The organism is Micromonospora sp. NPDC049662 (genome assembly GCF_040675055.1).
Taxonomy (GTDB): domain Bacteria; phylum Actinomycetota; class Actinomycetes; order Mycobacteriales; family Micromonosporaceae; genus Micromonospora.
Window position 1 is genome coordinate 57,644 of the sequence record NZ_JBFAOC010000014.1, and the last position, 20,400, is coordinate 78,043.

Here is a 20,400-nt window from a genome sequence, read left to right on the forward strand (position 1 = left end):
CCTTTCAGGTGGTGACGAGGCGGATGAGGAACGGGTAGCCAGCCACGACGAACAGCACGAGCACGGTCAGGCTGGTCGGTACGTAGAGCCAGGTCGTCGCGGTGTTGGCCCGGTCCTGCTCTGTGGTGCGCAGGGCCACCCGCAGGGACTGGGCCCGGCTGATCAGGGTCTGGTACACCTGGGCTCCCTCCGTCCCGGACAGGCGCATGATGTCGCCGACGTCGCCGAGCTCCGGCACGCCGATTTCCTCGGCGACCTGGCTGAGGCCGTCCCAGGGCGGGATGGAGGCGAACCGGGCGGCGTCGAGAGCGGCCTGGATGCGCTGGAACACCCAGCTGTCGCTGACCCGCGCGGCCCGCTCCAGCGACTCGACCGGCCCGTGGGACGCGGCGCGCTCGAGGGCGACCAGGTCGAGGTACGCCGCGACCGCGCGGGTGAACTGCTCGCGGGCCTCGGCGGCCTTCTGCTTGATGCTGACGTCGACGAGCAGGAAGAGCAGCACCGCGAAGACGATGGACGCGATCGCGGGAATGGCGATCGGCAGGGTGAGGCCGAACATCGCCAGCATGAGGGTCATCAGCGGCGGGAACAGCAGACCGACCGCGGCGTATGCGACCTTCTCCAGCGCGTACCTTTCTACGCTCTGCCCGATGAGCTGTAGTTCCTGATGGGGTGGTCGCAGCCGGGAGCCGAATCGGGTGGCGACCCACTGGGCCAGAAGCCCGTCCGCCCCGCCGGCCGTGGTCGTCGTGCTGACCAGGGGAGGGTGCATGCGTTGCAGGGCCGGACCGAGCGCCGGGACCGCGGGCAGGACGCCTCGAATCACGAGGTAGGCACCGAACCCGGCGAGCCCGCCGAGAACCATCGTGACGGCGATACCCGCGTTCACGCCGCACCTCCGTTGTCCGCCCGAGCGAGCAGACGCGGTACCCGGGTGGGCTGGCTGAGCCGGCGAATCCACACGAGCAGTCCGACGAAGACGGTGATGGACAGCAGCAGCACGAGTTGCCCGAGGATGGTCCCGAACGGCGCCATGTAGGTCCGGTTGGAGAACAACAACACCAGGGTGACCACCGAAAGGATGGTCATGAACTTCGTGGTCAGGCGGGGGTCGGCCCGGTCGGCCCAGATCTCCCGCCGCATCTCGACCTCCTGGGCGATACCGGCGCTGATCCGCTCCAGCACATCGACGAGGCGCGGCCCCCGGTCCGTGGAGTGCAGCTTGAGCCTGACCAACACCTCGTCGGCGCTAGCGTCGGCGAGTTGCGCGCCGAGCCGGTCAAGGGCGTCGGTCGTGGGAACGCCGGCGCGCAGGTTCGCGGCAAGGTCGCTGAGTTCGTCGGCCAGCGCGGGCGGCGCGTCGCGGGTGCTTCGGATGATCGCCTGGGTCAGGCCGACGCCGGTACCGACCAGGTCGTGAAGGCGCCTGGTCCAGACCTCGACCGCAACGAGCCGGTCAATGGCCCGCTGCTCCTCGCGCCCGGCGGTGAACAGCCACGGCACACCGATCACGGCCACACCGGCGATGAACGCGGCCATTGGAATGCCGGTGTAAAACCAGACCGCCACCACCGCCGCGGCGGCGACCAACTGCGTGACGTGGCGCCGTCGACGCCGGCTCGGAGACAGCCCCTCCCCCACCCACACCCGACGCATAGCTTGGCCGAACCGCGACGGTGGGCGGGCTGGTCGTCGGGTACCCACGAGCCCGGTGCCGAGCAGAAGGAGGCCACTGACGAGGGCGGCGGCCGCGAACGAGGCCAACAACTTCAGCATCAGCGGCCGCCCCACTGCTGGTGCCCACCGAGCAGTTGCAGATCGAATCCCCCGTAGGCAAGCGCCTCGGCGACCCGACCGCTGGGCATGACCTGGGTGGGCATCGCAACGGCGCCACGCTGCGGCGGGGCGAACAACTCGCTCCGGGCGATGGTCCCGTTCTCACTGAGCCCGTTGATTTCGAGGACGTGCGAGACGTACCGCAGCGGCGCCATCCCGGGCCGCCGCTCCATGCCGACGAAAACGACCAGATCGAGCGCGTTGGCGACCGTCAGGTAGGCGCCTTCGCGGTTGCGACTGGCACCGTAGCGCATGAGCAACTCGGCCAGCCGGTCGAACACGGCGTGCGGGTGCCGGGCGTGAATCGTGGACAGGGAGCCGTGTGTGGTGTTCATGGCGTCGAACATCGGCACGATCTCCTGGCTGCGGACCTCGCCGACGATCACCCGGGTCATGCTCATCCTCAGCATGTGCGGGAAGAGGTCGCTGAGCGAGATTTCGCCCTGCGGCCGGCCGTCCGGTCCCAGCTCGCCGTGGCCCTCGCGCTCCTCGAACGGCACGACCCACGGATGAGTACCGTGCTCATGCAGGCCGAGTTCGTAGACCGTCTCCAACGTGGCGAACCATTCGTCACGCGGGATGACACTGGCCATGGCGCGCAGGAGGGTTGACTTGCCGGCGTTGGGCAACCCGGCGATCATGATGTTGAGGTAGCCGCGCACCGCTGCGGTGAGGAACTGAGCGAGGTCGTCTGTCATCGCGTGCCGGGCAACCATGTCGTCCAAGGACACCTTGCGGATCCGGTGCCGGCGAATCGCGACCGCCGGCCTCGGCGTGACCACGTAGATCACCGTCAGCCGGGCACCGTCCGGTAGCCGCAGGTGCAGGATCGGCTTGGAGGTGGACAGGGTCCGCTCCGTCGCAGAGGTACGCGAGGCCGCCCGCTGGAAGTGCTCGATGAGTTCGTCGTCGCTGTCGGCAGCCGTGAAGCTCTTCTCATCCACGCGCCCGTCGGCGTACTCGACGCGCACCCGGTCGTGTCCGTTGACCTGGATGTTCTCGATTTCGGGGTCTTCAACCAGTGCTTGCAGCCGCGGCCCGAGCCCGAGCAGGTACGCCACGATCGCCGTGAACAACTGCTCCTCGAACCCGTCGGGCAGCCGTTCGCCCGCACCGTGACGGTTGTCGGCGTGCTCGCGCACCAGACTGCGCGCCGCCTCGATCGTGACCTGGCGCTGCTCCTCGTATCCGGTCTCCCGGCCGCGCAGTTGCGTGCCGACTCGCTCACTTACCAACGCCTGCAAGTCGCGTACCAACGCCTCGTCGATGACCGGGGCCGCCGGCACCTCAGCGGGCGGGGTCCAGATGCGAGGCTCCAGCGAGGTGGCAGCGGGCTCCGGAGTGGGGAGGTTAGCGGGGGTGAGCCGGCGCGGGCGCCGTCCGTTGGCCTGCTGTTCTGGTGTCCAGCCGGACTGGAACACGGGGGTGTTACTGGGCACGTCCGGCCTCCGTGAGCTCGACAGCGGCCTCTCGCCGACCCTGGATGAGTTGGTCGAGGGGCTCCTGCATGGATCGGGCCGCGCGCAGCAGGTCTGCGTTCTGCCGTGGCGTGCCGTCTCCGCTGGTGAGAATTCGGGCCGTCCGCTCGTCATGCGGAAGATCGGCAAGCACGGGCACCTGCAACTGCTCCGCGATCTCCTTGCTGCTGTACGGGCCACGCCCGCGAACCAGCAGGCGCAGTACGCCAACGCCGTGCTGCTCGAGTTCGCGCTGCAGCATCAGTACCCGCGGGCGAGCCGAGGAAATGGACTGCATCGTTCGCTCGACCACGAGCAGGACGACCTCAGCGTGGTAGATCAGCCCGATGGGCGCGTTGAGCGCAGGGATCCGTCCGCAGTCAGCGATGGCGTCGAACGCCGGGTCGCTGTCCTCAAGCCCGGCCAGGTAACCGCCCAGGCGAGTCCACATCGCCGGCGTGACGCTGCCGGCCTGCGCCGGGTCGGTGACTCCGGGCAGCAACCACCGGTGATGCTGTTGGGAGTCGACGCCTAGGTCGACCAGCTGCGCGCCGACGTCGGCGTCCAGGCGCCCATGCCGCTCGGCGATGGCCAGCCGGGCCAGTCCTCTGTCGGCGGTCAACTGGCCGGCCAGGTAGCCGGCTTGGATGGTGCCGCCAGCGGGGTCGCATTCGGCCAGGATGACCGATCGCGGCCACGCCAGGGTGAGGGCGAGGCTGGTGACAGTGACTCCGGGTGCGCCCTTGGCGGACGCGATCGCGATGAGGGCCATGTCTCAGTTCCGGGGCAAGACGGAGAGCGCCAACCGGCTCTGCGCGGACAGCGCCACGAGGTTCGGCCCATCCCGCCGCGGCACGACGACGTCGACCACGACCTGACCGTCGGTCTGCGGGGCGCCGACGTTCGCCACGGTTGCCTCGATGGTCTGCGGTGCCGCCGGCGGCTGATTGGTGGGCTTGGCGTCCGGCACGACGGCCACGCGCGGGTCCGGGGTCACCACCAGAAGCACCTTCTCGCCACGCCGCAGCGGTGTGGCCGGCATCTGCGCAGGTTTGAGCTCGATGCCGAACAGTTGCTGGCCGGGCCCGGGGATCGGCGCGTCGGTGATCTGCTCCGCGGTCAGCAGCGTGCCGGGAACCAGGTCGACCCGCGCATACCGGCCGACGTACTTGCCGCGATCACCTGCGGGAATCGGTTGTAGGCCCGGCGCCTTGTTGACGTCGACCACCCGCAGGTCGTCCTCGCCGATCTGCACGCCTACGGCCACCGGCCGGGCGATCGCGAGGAACGACGCAGGCCCGCTCGCGGCGGTGTACGCGTAGGCGCCGAGCGTGCCCAGCACAGTCAGGACCACGCCGAGGGCGACCAACATGGGGCTGCGGCGGCGGGGCTGAACCCGGGCGACGGTGGGCGCGGTCGGCGCCGTTGGCGCGGTCGCGCTGGCGGCGCCCGGACGGGTGGGGGCGGTCAGGCTCATCGGGTTACCACCTGCAACTCGTCGATCTGAACTGTGGTTTGCGACTGGCGGGTGGCGGTGGCGTCGCCGCGCTCTCCGCCGCCAACGACCCACCACTCGATGGTCCAAGTGGCGGTGGCCGTGACGCCGAACGTGCCGCCGGGCGGAGTGGGGCGCTCGTACCGGTATCCGCAGTCTGGTGACATGCTGCCGCCGAAGGCGGGCTTGTACGCCGTGCCGGGGGTCGTGCAGGTCACGCTTCCGCCGTCACCCATGGTCCAGACGACCTGGGTCACCTCGGCCCGGGCGGTGACGGCCAGCCCAGGGACAGCGGCCGTCCGGCTGACGGGGCCCCAGCTCGTCGGGGTCTGCGCGGTCCACATCCAGACCGGCAGGCCCACGAGGCCCCGGCCGGTGGACTGCGGCGCCATGCTGATCTGGGGTTTGCCCATCGGCAGCGCTCGGATCGCCCGCGCGGCGAGCTGGGCGGGCGTGATCGTGCCGGGCTGCCCGGGCGGGGGCGTCTGCCGCCACAGGGGCGTGCCCATGAAGTCACCGAAGCAGCGTTGGCGGTAGATCGCTCCGTCGCCGGGCGCGTGGCCCTCCCACACCGGGTCTCCAGCGGGCGGCTGCGGGGACTCCAGGATGTAGTAGCAGCCATCGGACTCGTTGAACCACCCGAAGCCCTCTTGGAAGCAGCTCACCCACTGGCCCTGCCACTCGCACGTATTGGTGCTCCCGCCGCCGGGGTCGCCGTCGTCCCCGCCGCCACCGCCACCGGGACCGCCGGGCGTCTCCACCACCAGCCAGCAGTGTTCCCCGTCGGGCGTGCACTGGTAGTAGTCCGCGTAAGCGGGACCGGCCGCGACCAGCGTGAGGGCCGCCGTGGCGATGACGGTCGAGACGACGGCGGCAATCCGGCGGGTCAGCACGACCGGCTCCGATCGCCGTTGGACTCGAAGATGTACCACCGGCTGTTGACGCTCTTCGCCTTGCTGACCACGACGTACTTCTTCGCCTGGTTACTCGGCGCCGGCATCGGCTTGCCCGTCTTGGCGTTGACGGTCACGACTGCGGTGGTGTCCCGGCAGTCCTCGATCGTGACGACCGCCGGGCTGGCCTCCAGGTCGACGTCGACGACCGTCGGATTCCAGATGGACTCGCCGCGGCTGACGACGCCGGCCTTGCTCATCTGGGCGAACGAGTTGACGAGTTGACCGAGCAGCGGCTCGGCGACGTACTTCGGCAGCTCCTTCGACTTGAAGTCCGCCTTGGTGGCGGCAGCCTGGTACGCCTCGCGGTACAAGGCGTAGACGGCCAGGCTGTCCTTCCCGGCCTGAGCCTGGGCTGGGTCCTCCGTGGTGCTGGGCGCCACGACGACCGGCGGATCCGTTGGCTCCGCAGCGGGCTCTTCATCGGAGCAGGCGGTAGAGATGATCAGCAGTGCGCTTGCGGCCGCAACGAGCAGCAACCTGGTGCGTTTGGTCCGTTGGCCCATGATGTCGTCTCCTCCCCCGCGCGGCATCAGGTCACAAGACTCGGTGCGTCGCCGGCTTCGGTCGTCGAGGTGTGCTCGTCGCCGACCCGAGACGCAGTCCACGTCGTCGGTCAGGTCGACGGAAAAGATCAGCGGCAGCGCGATGGCGTTCTGCGCGCCCTACCGTTCCGTGGAGGCGACGCCGCCCATCGCAGGCAAGGCTGTCTATATGCACGTCCGCCCTCCCCCGAAGTGCGGTACCACCGAATCGCAGCGTGCAACTTCCACGACCGGCGTTGATCAGGGAGCCACCATATTCACTGATCAGGTGCTTGTGTCAACAGTATTGCGGACGGTGATCATTGAAAAAGTCTCGCAATTGTGGTCAGGAGCCGCGAATCCCGTCTTGCCGACTGGCAGAAATCTTGGTGCCGCCGACCTCGGGTATCTAAGCTGACCCGTCCGGGGGGTGACGTGAATGACAGTGGAGAATCGAGATGTTTCGCTGGCCAGGCGGCGGTCTCGGGGGCCGGCCTCGTGGTGGCTGGCGGCGGCGATCACGCCACCGCTGCGGGCGGCGGTGGCGTTCTTCGCGGTTCCGACGGGCAACCCCTGGCGCCGCTCCTGCGACCACTGCGCGCACCCATTGACATACCCGTGGCGGTCGACCGCGTTCCTGCCGTCGGCCCGCTGTCCCTCCTGCCGGCAGCGGGTCGGGGCACCCGCCGGATCGGTCGAGTTGGCCACCGTGGCCACTGGCATCGTCGTGGCCCTCTCTCATCGCGCTGGCTGGGAACTCGCGGCCTACGTCTGGTTCGCCGTCGTCGGCGTGGTGCTGGCCTCGGTTGACGCTCTCGTTCGCCGGTTGCCGAATGTGCTGACGGGGCTGGCCGCTGGCGGGTTGGTCGCCGCGTTCGGTGTCGTGGCGCTCATTGAGGACCGCGGCGCCGACTGGACGCGGGGATTGCTGGCCGGCACGCTCGTCACAGGTGTGTTCGGCCTGGTCGCGGTGCTGCGGCCGAGGATGATGGGGTGGGGTGACGTCAAGCTCGCCTTCTCCGCTGGGCTGGTCACCGGCTGGGTCAGCTGGGTGGCGGTCTACGCCAGCGTCTGGCTGGCGTTCCTGCTGGCCGCAGTGTGGGCGTTGGCTCGGCGGCGCCGTCGCGGCGACCAGGTCGTTCTCGGGCCCGGCCTCGTTGCCGGCGCCCTGCTCGCGGCCAGTCTGCTGCCCTGACCGATGCCCAGCATGCCGGGCTGGCTGGGTCGCCGTGTCCGTATCACCGGGCCATGAGGCGGTGCGCTCAGACATTCGGGCCGCTCCGCGCGGTCGCCGTTGATGCGGAACTCGAGTACGCGCTTGATTGCCGAACTGGCGTGACCGGACCGGACGGCGAGGCCGTGGCGGTGTCCAGTCGGGCCAGTCGCGGCGGGGTCGCCGGCGCTGCTGTGGCATCAGCGAGGGTTGGTGGTTGCGGGCGAGGCGCGGGCGGCTCTGGCTGTTCTCCGCGGTGGCTGCTGATCGCGTCTCGGATGTCGGCCCAGCTCATCCCGTAGGGGCGCCGTTCGCTGCGGCTCGGCCGGTAGAGCGGGTCGACCAGTTCGCCCTGCTCGGCCAGAGCCAGGGCCTGGTCGTAGTCCGCCTGCTTGAACGCCGTCAACGCCTGCCGGGAGAACCCTTCTGCCTGCGCCTCCCGTTCGACGCGTGCCTGTTCCCGCTCGTCCCGGGTGCGGTGCAGCACCGTGGTGTCGGAGTCAATCACTGCCGCCACGGCTTCCCAGATGAAGTCCCGGCCGTGCACCTTCTCCAACTCCTCCAGGTGCCCGTCAGCGACGTAGCGGGGCACATCCGAGCGCGGCACCGCGAGCGGGCCACCGTAGTAGCCGGCGGCGTGATCGGCCACAGCGTTGCAGATGATGGCCTGCTCCCGGGCGGTGAGTCGGGCGGGTTCGCTGTCCGCCTCCTCGGGGCGCCGGTCGCCGTTGGGCTGGTCCACCGACACGTCCGAGCTCGGGTTCGTGCCGGCGGTGGGGTTGGCCGGTTCGTCCGGCTGAGAAGCGGCGGGTGGGTCGGTGGGGTCAGGACCTGCCTCGATCAGCTTGTGCCTGCGCTCGGGCAGCGTGCGGCCGCCGAGTAGGTACGCCTTGCCGTCGAGTCCGACCCGGTCGACGGTGACTTCCCTGCCGGACAGCACGACGCGGTCACCGGGATTGAGGTTGGCGGCGAAGATCCCCTTGCCGACCATCGGGGCGTTGCTGGCGGACGGCTTCGGACCGGCGATGATCCGGCCCAGGATGGCCTTGGCCGCGTGGACGTGGTTCGCGGTCACGCCTCGAATCGTCGTCCCCATGCTGGTGCGGTTGCTCGGAATCGTCCGGGTGGCGCCGCTGTCCGCGATCGCCCGTAGATCGGCTTCGATTGCGTCGCGGTGTACCGGCTCCAACGCCGCGTACTCGGCCGCCGACATCCGTCCGTAGGCTTCCACCCGGGCGGAGTCCTTCGCGTGCGAGGTGATCCCGGCCTTCGCCAGCGCTTCCGCCTGGGCCTCGCTGTGCCCGGCATCGACACCCGTCCAGCGGTCGAGCTGCCGGCGTGCGGCGGACCGCTCACGCGGTTCTCCGCTGGTGATGATGCCTTCCAAGTCGGCGAGCAGACCGTTGCGCACCTCGTCGGGCAGCCCGGTCACCTCGCTGGAGGAAATCTGCCAGTAGACGTTCAGTCTCGACTCTGGACGGCTGTAGGGCGTTTGCGCCTGCGCCAGTGTGTTGGCGGCGTAGCGCTGCATCGTGGTCATCTCGGCCGCTTGCGGCTCATCGTTGTCGGGGCCGTCGGACGCCGGCTCACTGGCCCCGGGCGACTCGGGCATGGGTTCGTCGGACGCCGGCTCGCTGGCGCCGGGCGGCTCGGGCATGGGTTCGTCGGATTGCGCGGCCGCTGCCGCCTCCTCGCCTACCCAGATCCGATATGCGGACCACTGGTCGACGTGACTGTAGAGCGGCTCGGCCGCGTCGATGATGTTCAGGGCTTCCTCGAAACGGCCTTCCTCGACCGCCCGGGCGGCGCGCTCGGATAGCGCGTCGGAGGCCGCCCGGTCTCGGGCGTCCAACTCCTCGGGGCGCAGTGGCTTTGCCGTCAGGATGTCGGGGTGCGCGTCGACGTACTCCTTCATCCAACGGCGCTCCGCCTCGGTGACCCCCTCCTTGAGGTGCCCGTCGACAACAAAGCGCACGACTGACCCGTCGCCGAGGTAGCCGTTGGTGTTGTTGCTGGTGTAGCGGGGGCCGAAGTCGTCGAGCGCCTTCGCCAGCCGGGCCTGGCGGGCAGCGCTGACCACATCGTCGGACACGGCAGGCTCGCTGGCCAGATTCGCCGTCGTGTCGGCACCGTCTGCCGGGGCTGCCGCCGGCTCGGTGTCCCGAGGCTCAGGTTCTGCCGTGACCTGAGCCGCTGGCCCGGACCAATCGGCGACCAGACGGCCGGCCGCGGTGGCCTCGTCGATCCGTCGCTGCTGGAACACCGGCCGGGCCCGACCTTCCCAGGAGCCGTAGGTGCCGCCGAACAGCCACCACGCGACCTCTCCACCGATTTGCTCCGGGCAACCCTCGACCTGCCACAGCTCGTTGTGCGGCCCGTCGATGACCTGGACCGACAGCCCGAGCACCGATCGGGCCGCGAGGATCTGCTGCGCCTCGGGCATACGCGTCCATGGCTCGACCTCACCGGCCGGTTTGCCCATCGGCGGCTGTCGTACGGTCAACCGGCCATCCAGATCGGTCTGCACCGTGGTCGCCACCGGGCCATCGGGCACGTCAGCCAGCCGCACCACCACAGCCCGGTCATCGCCCCGGCCACGGATGCCGCCGCGCCAGGGCTTCGCGTCGAGCACGTAGCCCTCGCCGGTGATCGGATTGCCGTTCCCGTCGACACCGTGCACCTGGCCGTAGGTGCCGGTCGCCACAGCGGTGAGCAGCACTGCTGGCTGACCGTCCTGCGTCCTGGTGACGGGGTTCTGGGGCAGCCGGGCGGCGACGCGTTGCAGCAGGCGGGCCTCTGCGCCGTCGTCGAACAGCGATGCCTGACTTGGGCCGGCGCCGGCTGCCGGCGGGCTCAGTCGGGACGCCTCGGCCGGGTGCGGATCAACGACGTCCGGTTCACCGGCCTGGGCGACCGGCGCGGACGCTGCCGGCTGCTCGTTGGCTGCCGGTTCCTGACTGGTCGGGGCGGCGGGCACCGGGTGCGTCTCGCGGCGCGTTGGTCCCCTGCTTGAGGCATCGGCGAGCTCGGGCGGTAGATCACGGATCCAGGACAGCCCGCCGAGCTCAACCGTCTCGCGGGCCCTCGTGGCCGCGACGTACGCGAGCCGCAGTTCCTCCGGGTCGGGCAGGCGCACCTTGCCGTTGCTCTGGTCCTCCTCCGGCGCCGGAAAGTCCTCAGCGATCCGAACTCGCGGCCACTCCCGCCCCTTGCTCTTGTGTACCGTCGAGACGATCACGTCGTACGCCGGAGTGCCGTCCTCCCGGGTCGCCTCTTCCGGCACCAGGTCGCCGGCCATCCGGATCAGTTGGGCGGCGCCGCGCCGGTCGATGAGGCGAACGAACGCGCGCAGCGACTGGGCGTTCTCGTCGTTCTCGACGTAGTCCTGGACGGCTTCCCAGTCGGGGAACCGCGACAACTCGGGGTGTTTGGTGCGGCGACCGTTCTGCAGGTCCTGGGCAGCCTTCGCGATGTCCCGGATCTCGCGGCCGCCGCCGGCGAGGGCGACCTGGCGGCCGTCGTCGAAGGCGTCGAACACCGCGGCGACCGCGCCGGCGTTGGTGCGGGCGAGTACCGCGTCAGGCTGGTGGACGAGCCCGACCGTGCTGGTCATGCCGGGGTTACCCGTCAGCAGGTACGGCGACTTGAGCAGCCGAAGGAAGTCGTTGCCGACGTCGGCGATCTGCGGGCCGAAGCGCCAACTCTGAGTGAGTGGCAGCGTGACGTCGCCGGGCCAGCGGCTCAGCGCGTCGATCGCACCCCTGAAACCGTAGATCGACTGGTTGGAGTCGCCGACCACGACGGTCGGAACAGGCTGGTCCTGGATGACCTTGCGCAGCACGTCGTTGATGTCCTGGGCCTCGTCGAAGAAGATCACCTCGTAGGGCAGCCGAGGGTTGCCCAGCGCCCAGATCTTCAGGTAGTCGTCGTGCTCGAACAGCAACTCGCCGTTGGGATCGGTGATGTCGGTCCAGGCGTGGCGGGCGTACTCGAGGATCGTGTCGGCGAGCGGGCCGGCGCCCGGTTCGCGCAGGTTCCCCGGCAGGTGCTGGGGGCCGAGTGTGTCGGCCGCGCTCTCCCGGAAGTTCCTGATGGTGGCCATCGCCATGCGGGCTTGCGATTCGGCGGCAAGCACGTCGTCGCCGTGTGGGATGTCCCGGATATCGAGGATCCGCGCCCACTCCTCCGGCCAGCGAGCGCCCTGGTTGACGCGCGCCACCTTGTTTCGCAGCGGGCTTGTTTGCAGGCCTGCGCGGGCGAACCCGTGGCTGGTGTCGGCGACCACGTTGCCCGGGAACTTCGCGGCGGCCTCGTTGGCGATGGATCGGTTGAACGCGATGTAGGCGATGCGCGCTGGCCGGGCGGCGGCGAGCATCTGCAGCGTGCTGGTCTTGCCGGTGCCGGCCAGAGCTTGGACCACGATGTTCTGGCCGGCCAGGTAGGCGTCGATGATGCTCTGCTGCTGAGCTGTGGGCGGAAACTGGGCGGCGGGCGCCCGGTTGGCGGCGCCCGATTCGGCCTTGGCCCGTGCGGCCAGCCAGCGCTGGACGTCGGCGATCGCGGCCTCGCGGTCCGCCCGGCGACCGGTGTAGCGCCACTGGCCGCCCCGGTACTGGAACCGGTGCTGCTTCAGTAGGCCGCGCAGGCCATCCTCCCGGGGGTGCCCGGTGGTGCCGGTGACGAGCGTGGGGGGTCCGACCTCAATCTTGATTCGGTCGACCCAGGTGGGCGTTGGAGTCGGTCCGGCCGAAGCGGCTTCCTCGCCCGGCATCGGAGACGCCGCCGCCGACTGCTCGACTGGGGCAACCGGCTCGACCGGAGCAACCGGAGCAACCGGAGCAACCGGAGCAACCGGAGCAACCGGATCGACTGCGGCCGCCGGGACTGGTGCAGGGCTCACCCGGGTCGACTCGGCCGGCATCGCCGGTTTCCGTTCACCGGCGGCTACCGTGTCGTCGCTGTGCTCGGATGCTGGCGCCGGCGCTTCGGGGACGGATGTCGGTTCCGCCGGCGCGGCAGCGGGTTCGTCGTCGGGCGTGACGGTCGGCGCGGTGTCAGCTCGCCAACCGGGCAGGTTTACTTCCCGCGCTGGTCTGGGGGTCCAATACAGGTCGCGCTCGATGATGAGCAGGCCCCTGTTGATCCGTTCGAGTTCGGGCAGGTCGACGTAGCCCCACTCGGCCATGTCGGTGTCGCCGCCCACGCAGGAGTATCCGTAGCCCTCTCCGGTGGCGGGGTCGTACTCCACCAGCCAGAAGTCGTTGCTGCCGCCGAAGTAGTGCAGGTGGACGACCTTGTCGCCGTTGGCCTGCTTCTCGGTGGCGTACAGCGGTGGAATGGTGGCCGCGAGTTCGGCCGGCGGGTAGAAGGGGTGCCCCCGGCGCCGCCGCTGCGTCTCTGGCAGCGCAGCCTCGCTCGTCTCCGGCGGGGCAGGCCGGGCGGCGCCCGGGCCAACCGGCCCGCTTTCGGCTGCTACGGCCGGCTGCGGGTCCGATGGCGCTCCGGACTGGTCGTTCCGGCGTGCTTGGAACTCCGCCAGGGTGTAGTCCAACAGCGACTCGTCATTGGCCGGCAGCTCGGCACCGTCGCTCCAGTCGTACGCACCGCCGTGCTCCTCAACGATCTCCTGAACGCGGTCCCGGATCGCCTGCAACTGCACGTCGCTGCCCGGGTGCGGGTGGGCTACCGTCAGCAGCCACCCGAGTTCGGTGTGCGGGTCGAGCACCGTCGCGACCGGTTGTTCGGCCAGGGTCCGGCTGAGGCGTTCCGAGCACTCGTACGCCGCGTCGTAGCGGGCCCGGTCGAAGGTGGCGTAGTGGGTGTGGTTGCTCGCCCGAGCCTGGTCGGCCTGTGGCGCCGCTGCGGGAGTTGCCTGGGCTTCCGCTGCCGCAGCGGTGGGCGGCGTGGCGCGAGCTCGGTCGTAGAGCGCCCGGCCGGCGGCGGCCAGGAAGTCCGGCCGGAACAGGGCGCTCGTCCCGTCGCCGGGGGCCGAGAAGTACAGCCGTCCCAGATCGGTCATACCCGTGTCGACGGCGTCCATCATCAGGTCGTCGAGATGGGTTTTCACGACCAACGCGAAGTTGTCGTACTCGTTGGCTCGGGCCGCGTCCACGACGCTCTGGGTGGTGACGACCTGGTCGAGTTTCTCGGTGATCCACTCCCGGTCTGCATCGGTCAGGGCAGGATCGGCCAGGACCTGCGTCAGCGATGGCGCGTCGTCGGCCGCTGCCTCTGTGTTCGTCCCGCTGACGTTCTCGCCCGACCGGCCCATGCGCTGCCCGGTTGTCGGTTCTGTCGGCTGGCGGCGGGGTCCTGGTGACGTGCCCGGTCCGCTCCCACGGCCGTAACCCGCCGATCCGCGGGCGCCGACTCCTGGGCTGTGGGCGCGTCCCGGATCCTCCGTTGGTTCCTCGGGCGCCTGCTCGTCGTCGTCCCCGTCATCGCCCGAGGTCGAGTTGGCCTCTGCCTCCGACGCGGCCGCGAGGGCGACGACCTCGATGTCGAGCTGGCGGAACCGGGCGCGCGCCTCGTCCAGCGCGGCTGCGTGCCGGAACGGCTTGGCCAGGTCTTCCTCGGCCCGGCGGATTTCGGCCTCGTACCGGGCGATGTCGGCCTCGGCGCCAGAGCGCACCGTCTCCAGTTTGCCTAGGCGGTTCTCGAGTCGGGCGACGACGTCGCCCTTCTTGAGGTCGTCCTCGGTGATGTTCATTCCGCTGGAAGGGACGTCGGTGATCTGCAGATATACCGCGTCCGTGAGATGGAGGAATCCGTTGCGGCCCTGTCCAGCGGCAACCTTCGTCACGGTCGCGGTGATGGCGAAGCCGCTGATCTCTCCGATGTCGACCGCAGGGCCCTGCCGGCTACGCGGGTCGGCGAGAACCAGGCCCAGCACGTTCCTGAGCCGCTCGTTGGCCTCGGCCCGCTTCGTGTACCGGGTACCGCGCACGGTCATGGCGAACGCGTCGCCGCGGGTGTCGACCCGCCGCGCGATCGCTGCGTCGACCTCGGCGATCGTCGCTCTACTGATTCCGATCTCCTGCTGGTTGTTGGTGATCGTCCAGCGGAGTTGGGACTGGGACCGGTTGTACCCGCGCTCCAGGCGGTCGAGTCGCGTCAGTTCGACCTTCGCCTTGGCGTGGTCGACCAGCAGCGGGTTGCCGGTCGAGGCGGCTTTCATCTCCTCGTAGGACAGGGTGACGTCGCCGATGTCCTCGGTGCGGGGACCGGCGCGCCCGGTTAGGACTCGCTCAGCGAGGGTGGCCTTGTACGCGACCTTCTGCCACTTGAAGGCGTCCAGAGACCGCTCGGTGACGTACCGCTCGATGCGGATTTCGTCGTTCTGGTTGCCTCGCCGATCGATGCGACCCTCACGCTGCTCAAGGTCACATGGCCGGTACGGGGTGTCCAGATGGTGCAGGACGAGCATCCGGTCCTGGGCGTTGACGCCGGTGCCGCCCTTCTCGGTGGACGAGATGAGTACGGCGGTGCGGCCGTCGCGGCAGCTCGCGAACAACTCGGCGCGGGCCCGGTCGTCCTCCGCCTCGTGGATGAAGCGGATTGCCTCGCGGGGTACGTCGCGGTCGACGAGCTTCTGCCGCAGCGCGCCGTACGCCGTCCACCGCGTGGGGTCTTTCTTGCTCGGCGTTCCGAGGTCGCAGAAGACCTGTTGCAGGGCGCCGGGGTTCGGGTGCGGCTGACCGTCGGGGCCGAGGTAGGTCCGGTTCTTGTTGGCGTGGTAGTAGCCGGCGACCCGGTCGGCGGCCACGTCGAGTTTCTGGATCTCTTCGGTGGTCAGTCCGACCAGCCGAAGGTCGAGGGCCGCCGCGGACCCTTCGGCGACGATCTTCAGGATGTTGTCTTCGCCCTTCTCCGGGCGCTTGCCCTTGAGCTTGGCGGCGCGGTCGACCAGCTCGGCAACCTTTTCCAGCAGTTCTTCGCTGGGTGGCACGACCACCATCTCAGGCAGCCTCTGCCCGTCGGCGCGCAATGCCAGTGGGGGGCGCTCCAGGTTGAGGTCGTCCTTGGTCTTGACGTCGGCGAACACGTGCAGCGACGTGACCAGTTTGTCGAGGTTGACGAAGTCCAGCCGGGTCTTGTTGCGCAGTCCACCGCCGTCCGGCGTGACCTCGATGATCACCTTCCCTTCGGCGTAGGTGGCCAGCCACGAGTCGACGTCGGTGATGCCCTGCTGTTCCATCAGGTCCGGACGCAGGAAGCGGAACTCGGTGTACATCTCGACGATCGAGTTGGCCAGCGGGGTGCCGGTGGCCCGGGTGCCCCAGCGCGGGTTCCGGTCGCGCAGCCACCCGAGCTTCATGTCCATCTGGGTGGCCCGCTGGCTTCCCTTGATCGACATGCCGGGGACGTTGGAGACGGTTCGCAGGTTCTTGTCGCGGTGCGACTCGTCCCGGAAGATGTAGTCGATGCCGGTGAGCTCCCACCAGATCCCGGCGTCCTTGTCGTTGTCGAGCCGCTCTTCCAGCCTCTCCTCACGGTTGGCCTTCTTGGTCTCCAGCCGCTTGAGGGTGAGCTCTTGGCCCTTCGCGCGGGCCTCGCTGATCTGCTCGTCGAGTTGGGCCATCTGCTCGTCGATGTACGCCTGCTCGGCGTCTGAGCTCATCGGCAGCATCTCGAACGCGCTCTCGGTGAGGATCACCGCGTCCCAGTCGCCGGTGGCCATCCGCGCGACCATCAGCCGCCGGCGGTCCTTTTCCAGATCCTCGGTGGACGCGGCGAGGATCTTGGCCTGCGGGTACAGGCGCAGGAACTCGCGGGTCCACTGGTCGAGCAGTTGGTTGGGCACGACCACCACGGGCTTGCGCACCAGCCCGAGGCGACGCAGTTCCATCGCGCCCATGATCATGGTGGCGGTCTTGCCGGCGCCGACGGCGTGGTAGAGGCCGACGGCCGGCTCGTGGATGATGCGGGCGACGCCGGCGACCTGGTGCGCGTCGGGCTTGAACGCGTGCGCCAGCCCGGGCAGCGACAGTTGCAGGTCGTCATAGTTGCGCAGCACGTACCGCTGGAAGATGTCGTTGTAGCGGGCTACGAGCGTGGCGGCTCGGGTCGGGTCTTCCCAGACCCAGTCGGCGAATCGCTCCCGCATCTCGACGGCTTTCTCCGTCGCCGCCATCACCGCGTCAAGGTTGACTACCGTCCGCTTGGGCCGGCGGCTGACGGTGTCCTTGATGACGAACTCGCGCTGCTCCAGGATGTGCTGGGCAACCTCGGCGGCCGATCGCCGATCAGTGCCCCAGGTGGAGCGGGCCAGCACGGAGTTGTTGTTGTCGGAGTGGACGGTCCACATCCCGCCGCCGCCGTGCTCGACCTTGACGGTCGGGTCTTCGAGGATCTCCTGCAGGAACTGCTGGACGTACTCGTCACCGATCCACGGGGCGCCCATCTTGACCGCGCCGGTGTCACTGATCTCCCCGGCGGTCAGGTCGGGCGGGACGACCTCGGTGAGGGCCTCGACGTTGACCGCGTACCGGTCGTCCTCGTCGGCGGCGTTGCGCGCGGTGGCGAGCTTGGTCTTGACGTCGCCGGACAGGTACGCGGCGGCTGGCTCAAGCCGGTTGGTGGCCGGGTCGTCGTAGACCAGGGCGCCGAGGGCTCGGCGGGCCTCGTCCTGGTCGACGCCGAGCAGCCATGCCACGGTCGGCAGCCGCACTTCGCCGTACTCATCAAGGCAGATGGCCAGGGCGTCGGCAGGGGTGTCGGCGCCGAGGCGCGCCGGCCGCGGTGACACCACGCGCTGGCGGAAGATGTCGGCTTTCTCGCCGGTCTGCGTCTCCTCGTTGAAGTTCTCCAGCGCCCGCACGACCGGCGCGAACGGGTCATGCCGAAAGCCGCCCTGCGGAGGCCGCTTGCGGTTCATCAACTGCTCGCCGGTCTCCTCATCGAGCGCCGGCACCATCTTCCCGGTGGCCTTGTCCTTGCGCCGCCGAGGCGCGTCCGTGAACCGGTTGATCGGCCCGAACTTCGCCTGGTAGGCGTCGTAGCGGTAGTTGAGTTGGCCCCGGAGCCGGTCGATCTGCGGGGTGTCGTCCAGCGACGCGGCCTCGGCTTCGAGCAGGCTCACGGCGGTGTCGCGCAACCCGATCAACGCCCGCAGTTCGGCGGCCTGGGTTTTCGCCGGGGCGTAGGACTCCCACTCGCCGTCGTCGAGCCGGCTGAACGTGCCGTCGTCGTTGGCGCGCAGATAGCCGTCAGGACGGGAGACGGAGTCGGGAAGCTGGGCGGCGGCGCGTACCTGCACGGGCGCGCTGTAGCCGGGGCTCATGGTCAGGTCGGTGTGGCTGGCCTGCTCGGCGATTTGCGCCAGCGCGTCGCGCAGTTGGGTCGGGGCTGCCGCCGGGTCGCCGCTGACGGAGACCTCGTCTCGGCGGTACAGGCCGTCGCCGACAACGACGCGGCCCAGGATCCGCTCGGGGTGTTCGGTGAAGTACGAGTTGATTCTCACGGTGGTGCCGTCGACGTCGAGCGGGTTGGTGTACTCCCAGTCGAAGGGCGCCGCGGGCCGGTCGTCTTCGCGCCGGCGGAACACCAGCACGTCGGTCAGCGCGTCGGTGCCGGCGGCCCTGGCGTGGGCCTTGCTCGGCAGCCGGACGGCGCCGACCAGGTCGCCCATCTGCTGCATTTCCCGGCGGGCGCCCGGGTTGGTGGCGTCCAAGGTGTACGCCGAGGTGATCACCGCGACAAGACCACCCGGGCGGGTGGCTCGCAGCGCCTTGAGGATGAAGTGGTTGTGGATGGAGTGGTTGCCGAGATTGTCGCGCTTGTCGTGCAGCCGCACGTCGCCGAACGGCACGTTGCCCACCACGGCGTCGAAGCTGCCGGTGGTGACTCGGGTGTCGGCGAAGCTCTCGGCCAGGACGCGGGCCTGCGGGTGCAGCGCGGCGGCGATCGCCGCGGTGGTCGGGTCGAGCTCAACGCCGGTGATCTCGGCCGTATCGGGGGCGCCGGCGATGAAGTTGCCGGCACCGCACCCGGGTTCGAGTACCTGCCCGCCGGCGAAGCCGAGCCGGGCCATGCCGTCCCAGACGGCTTGGACCAGGGCGAGGTCGGTGTAGTGGGCGTTGATGACGGTACGGCGGGCGGCGGCGAGTTCACGCTCGTTGAGCAACTCGCCCAGGGCGTCGCGGACCCAGGCGTACCGCTGGTTGTCCGGGTCGAGAGCGGCGGGAACGGCGCCCCACCCGGACCAGCGCGCGAGCACCGCCTGCTCCGCTGCGGTGGCGGGCCGATCGGCGGCCTGGATTGCGCGCAGGGTACGCAGGGCGTCGAGGTTAGCCCGGATCCGGGCTACCTCCCCGGAGGGCGCCAACTCGTCCTGGCTGGCCGGGCGCCACCGCGATGCCTCGCGCGGTGCCACCTCTGGTTGCGGCGGCTCGGGCGACGTGCCGGCACCGTCCAGCAGCCGTTGCTGCTCGGCGGCGTCGGGGGCGAGTTCGGTGAACGCCTGGTTCTCGGCCTGCGCGGTGGACAGCCCGGACCGCAGCAGTTCGCGGGCTCGATCCTGGTGCTGGTCTGTCTGGTCGCCGAGCACCGTCTCGCGCTCAGCGCGGGCCTTGCCGTCCCAGTCACGGGCGAGGGTGTTGACCTCGGCTTCGGTGTGGGTGTCGCGGGTGGCGGCCAGGTACTGCCGGGCGGCGGCACTGGATGAGATCGTCCCCAGCCGGATCCGGCGCACGTAGTCGTCCGGGGCGGGTGCGAATCCGGTGTCGGCGCGCGCTGGCGGGGGTGGTGCGGACTCGGCGGCGGCGGCGAACAGGTCGGGCGCCCCCGCGGCGCCCGACCGGGCGGGGGACGCGCCTACGCGTCGGCCGGGTCGTCCTCGTTCGGGCTCGCCGACTCCGGCTGCGGCAGCATCTCGCGGAACACTTCGATCTCGGCTTCGTCCTTGGCCCTGTTCAGCCGGCCGAGGTTGGCCATGAAGTCCTGTGTTGAGGGGCTGCGTCTCGCGATCGCCTCCGCCAGGTCCTCGATCTGCTGGGCCAGCGTCTGCCCCATCTCGTCGAAGAACGCCGTCGGATCCTCGATCTGCGCGTACTGGCTCGGCAGGTGCTGCTGCCAGTACCTCTGCGCCCTGCGGCCGTACTGGTTCATCCGGTTCTGGTTTCCTCTCGTCTCGGGGCAGTTGCTCGGGTTCGGCTCCCCACAGGAAGTCCAGCGAGAGCTGGTTCGGGTTCTCCTCGCGGCGGCGCCGTGCCATTACAGAGCCCCCTTCATACTCGTGGTCTGCGACGCCCAGCCCGGACCGGCCCGCCTACCGGCGTCCGTGGGGTTGGTGGTACCGGCGATCCAGGGCGTGGAGGCGGCGGCCTGATTGGCGGCGATAAGGACGGCGGCCGCCCATTCGGCGGCGGGTAGGTGCGCCACGCGGGTACGGCCCAGGGTGCGGACTCCGACCTGGGCTCGAAAGTCGATGAGGATGTCCGTGGCGGCCGTGGTGATGCCCGCCAGAGCGCCGGCCCGCAGCGCCTGCGACCACACGACGGTGCTGCACGGCGACGATGCCGGACTCGCACCGGCGTCGGTGGTGGCCTCGGCTGCCGCAAGGATGTCGGCTGGTGTCGGCGGGGTGCGCGGCGCGCACCGCTCGGCCACCTCGGCGGCAGCGCGGATGAGCGCGGCGACGCATCGGCGTGGGTCTCCGGTCGGCGTCCGCTCGGCCACCGCGCGGACGGACGCGTGAACCTGCTGGGTGACGAGGTGGTGGGCGGCGCGGTAGCCAGCGGCGTAGCCGACCGTCCAGATCGCGTCGACGGCCAGAGTGAAGCGGTCGGCCGGGGCGAGGTGCGAACGGCGTGACCAGTCGCGGGCCGCCACGTTGCGGGCGGTGGCGTAAGCCGTGGGGAAGGTCTGCGGTGCCGTCATGGGCGTCGCTCCTGCCGGCGTAGCTAGGAAGAACCGGATGGTG

11 protein-coding genes are annotated in these 20,400 nt (G+C 69.9%); 1 reads left to right on the forward strand and 10 read right to left on the reverse strand.

What is annotated here, in order from left to right:
- Nucleotides 1-4 precede the first annotated feature (4 nt).
- Genes AB0J36_RS13800 through AB0J36_RS13830 form a run of 7 tightly spaced genes read right to left on the reverse strand, consistent with a single transcriptional unit; the run spans nt 5 to nt 6,247 of the window.
- Complete coding sequence (locus AB0J36_RS13800) at nt 5-889, reverse strand: type II secretion system F family protein (protein WP_363660613.1); 885 nt, start codon at nt 887-889, stop codon at nt 5-7.
- Complete coding sequence (locus AB0J36_RS13805) at nt 886-1,776, reverse strand: type II secretion system F family protein (protein WP_363660614.1); 891 nt, start codon at nt 1,774-1,776, stop codon at nt 886-888. The genes AB0J36_RS13800 and AB0J36_RS13805 overlap by 4 nt, the downstream gene beginning before the upstream one ends.
- Entirely contained in the window at nt 1,776-3,275 is a 1,500-nt protein-coding gene (locus AB0J36_RS13810; RefSeq protein WP_363660615.1) for an ATPase, T2SS/T4P/T4SS family, read from the reverse strand. Before AB0J36_RS13810 ends, AB0J36_RS13805 begins: the two co-directional genes overlap by 1 nt.
- A complete protein-coding gene (locus tag AB0J36_RS13815) occupies nt 3,265-4,065 on the reverse strand; it encodes a ParA family protein (RefSeq protein ID WP_363660616.1) in 801 nt (266 codons plus the stop codon). The genes AB0J36_RS13810 and AB0J36_RS13815 overlap by 11 nt, the downstream gene beginning before the upstream one ends.
- Nucleotides 4,066-4,068: 3 nt before the next feature.
- Nucleotides 4,069-4,770 carry an SAF domain-containing protein gene (locus tag AB0J36_RS13820; RefSeq protein ID WP_363660617.1) on the reverse strand — a complete coding sequence of 234 codons (702 nt, stop codon included), beginning with the start codon at nt 4,768-4,770 and terminating at the stop codon, nt 4,069-4,071.
- On the reverse strand, nt 4,767-5,681 hold the full coding sequence (locus tag AB0J36_RS13825; protein WP_363660618.1) for a hypothetical protein: 915 nt from the start codon (nt 5,679-5,681) through the stop codon (nt 4,767-4,769). The genes AB0J36_RS13820 and AB0J36_RS13825 overlap by 4 nt, the downstream gene beginning before the upstream one ends.
- Nucleotides 5,675-6,247 carry a hypothetical protein gene (locus AB0J36_RS13830; protein ID WP_363660619.1) on the reverse strand — a complete coding sequence of 191 codons (573 nt, stop codon included), beginning with the start codon at nt 6,245-6,247 and terminating at the stop codon, nt 5,675-5,677. The genes AB0J36_RS13825 and AB0J36_RS13830 overlap by 7 nt, the downstream gene beginning before the upstream one ends.
- Nucleotides 6,248-6,704: 457 nt before the next feature.
- Here AB0J36_RS13830 and AB0J36_RS13835 point away from each other — a divergent pair, with 457 nt between their 5' ends.
- Nucleotides 6,705-7,460 carry an A24 family peptidase gene (locus tag AB0J36_RS13835; RefSeq protein WP_363660620.1) on the forward strand — a complete coding sequence of 252 codons (756 nt, stop codon included), beginning with the start codon at nt 6,705-6,707 and terminating at the stop codon, nt 7,458-7,460.
- Nucleotides 7,461-7,527: 67 nt separating this feature from the next.
- Here AB0J36_RS13835 and AB0J36_RS13840 read toward each other — a convergent pair whose 3' ends face one another.
- The 3 genes from AB0J36_RS13840 to AB0J36_RS13850 form a co-directional block, all read right to left on the reverse strand.
- The gene (locus AB0J36_RS13840; RefSeq protein WP_363660621.1) at nt 7,528-19,170 is read right to left on the reverse strand and encodes a UvrD-helicase domain-containing protein; all 11,643 of its coding nucleotides are present in this window, start codon (nt 19,168-19,170) and stop codon (nt 7,528-7,530) included.
- Between the two features lie 122 nt (nt 19,171-19,292).
- Nucleotides 19,293-19,586 (reverse strand): hypothetical protein, encoded by a 294-nt coding sequence (locus tag AB0J36_RS13845; protein ID WP_363660622.1) that lies wholly within the window; start codon nt 19,584-19,586, stop codon nt 19,293-19,295.
- Between the two features lie 105 nt (nt 19,587-19,691).
- Nucleotides 19,692-20,357 carry a hypothetical protein gene (locus AB0J36_RS13850; protein WP_363660623.1) on the reverse strand — a complete coding sequence of 222 codons (666 nt, stop codon included), beginning with the start codon at nt 20,355-20,357 and terminating at the stop codon, nt 19,692-19,694.
- Nucleotides 20,358-20,400: the final 43 nt, after the last annotated feature.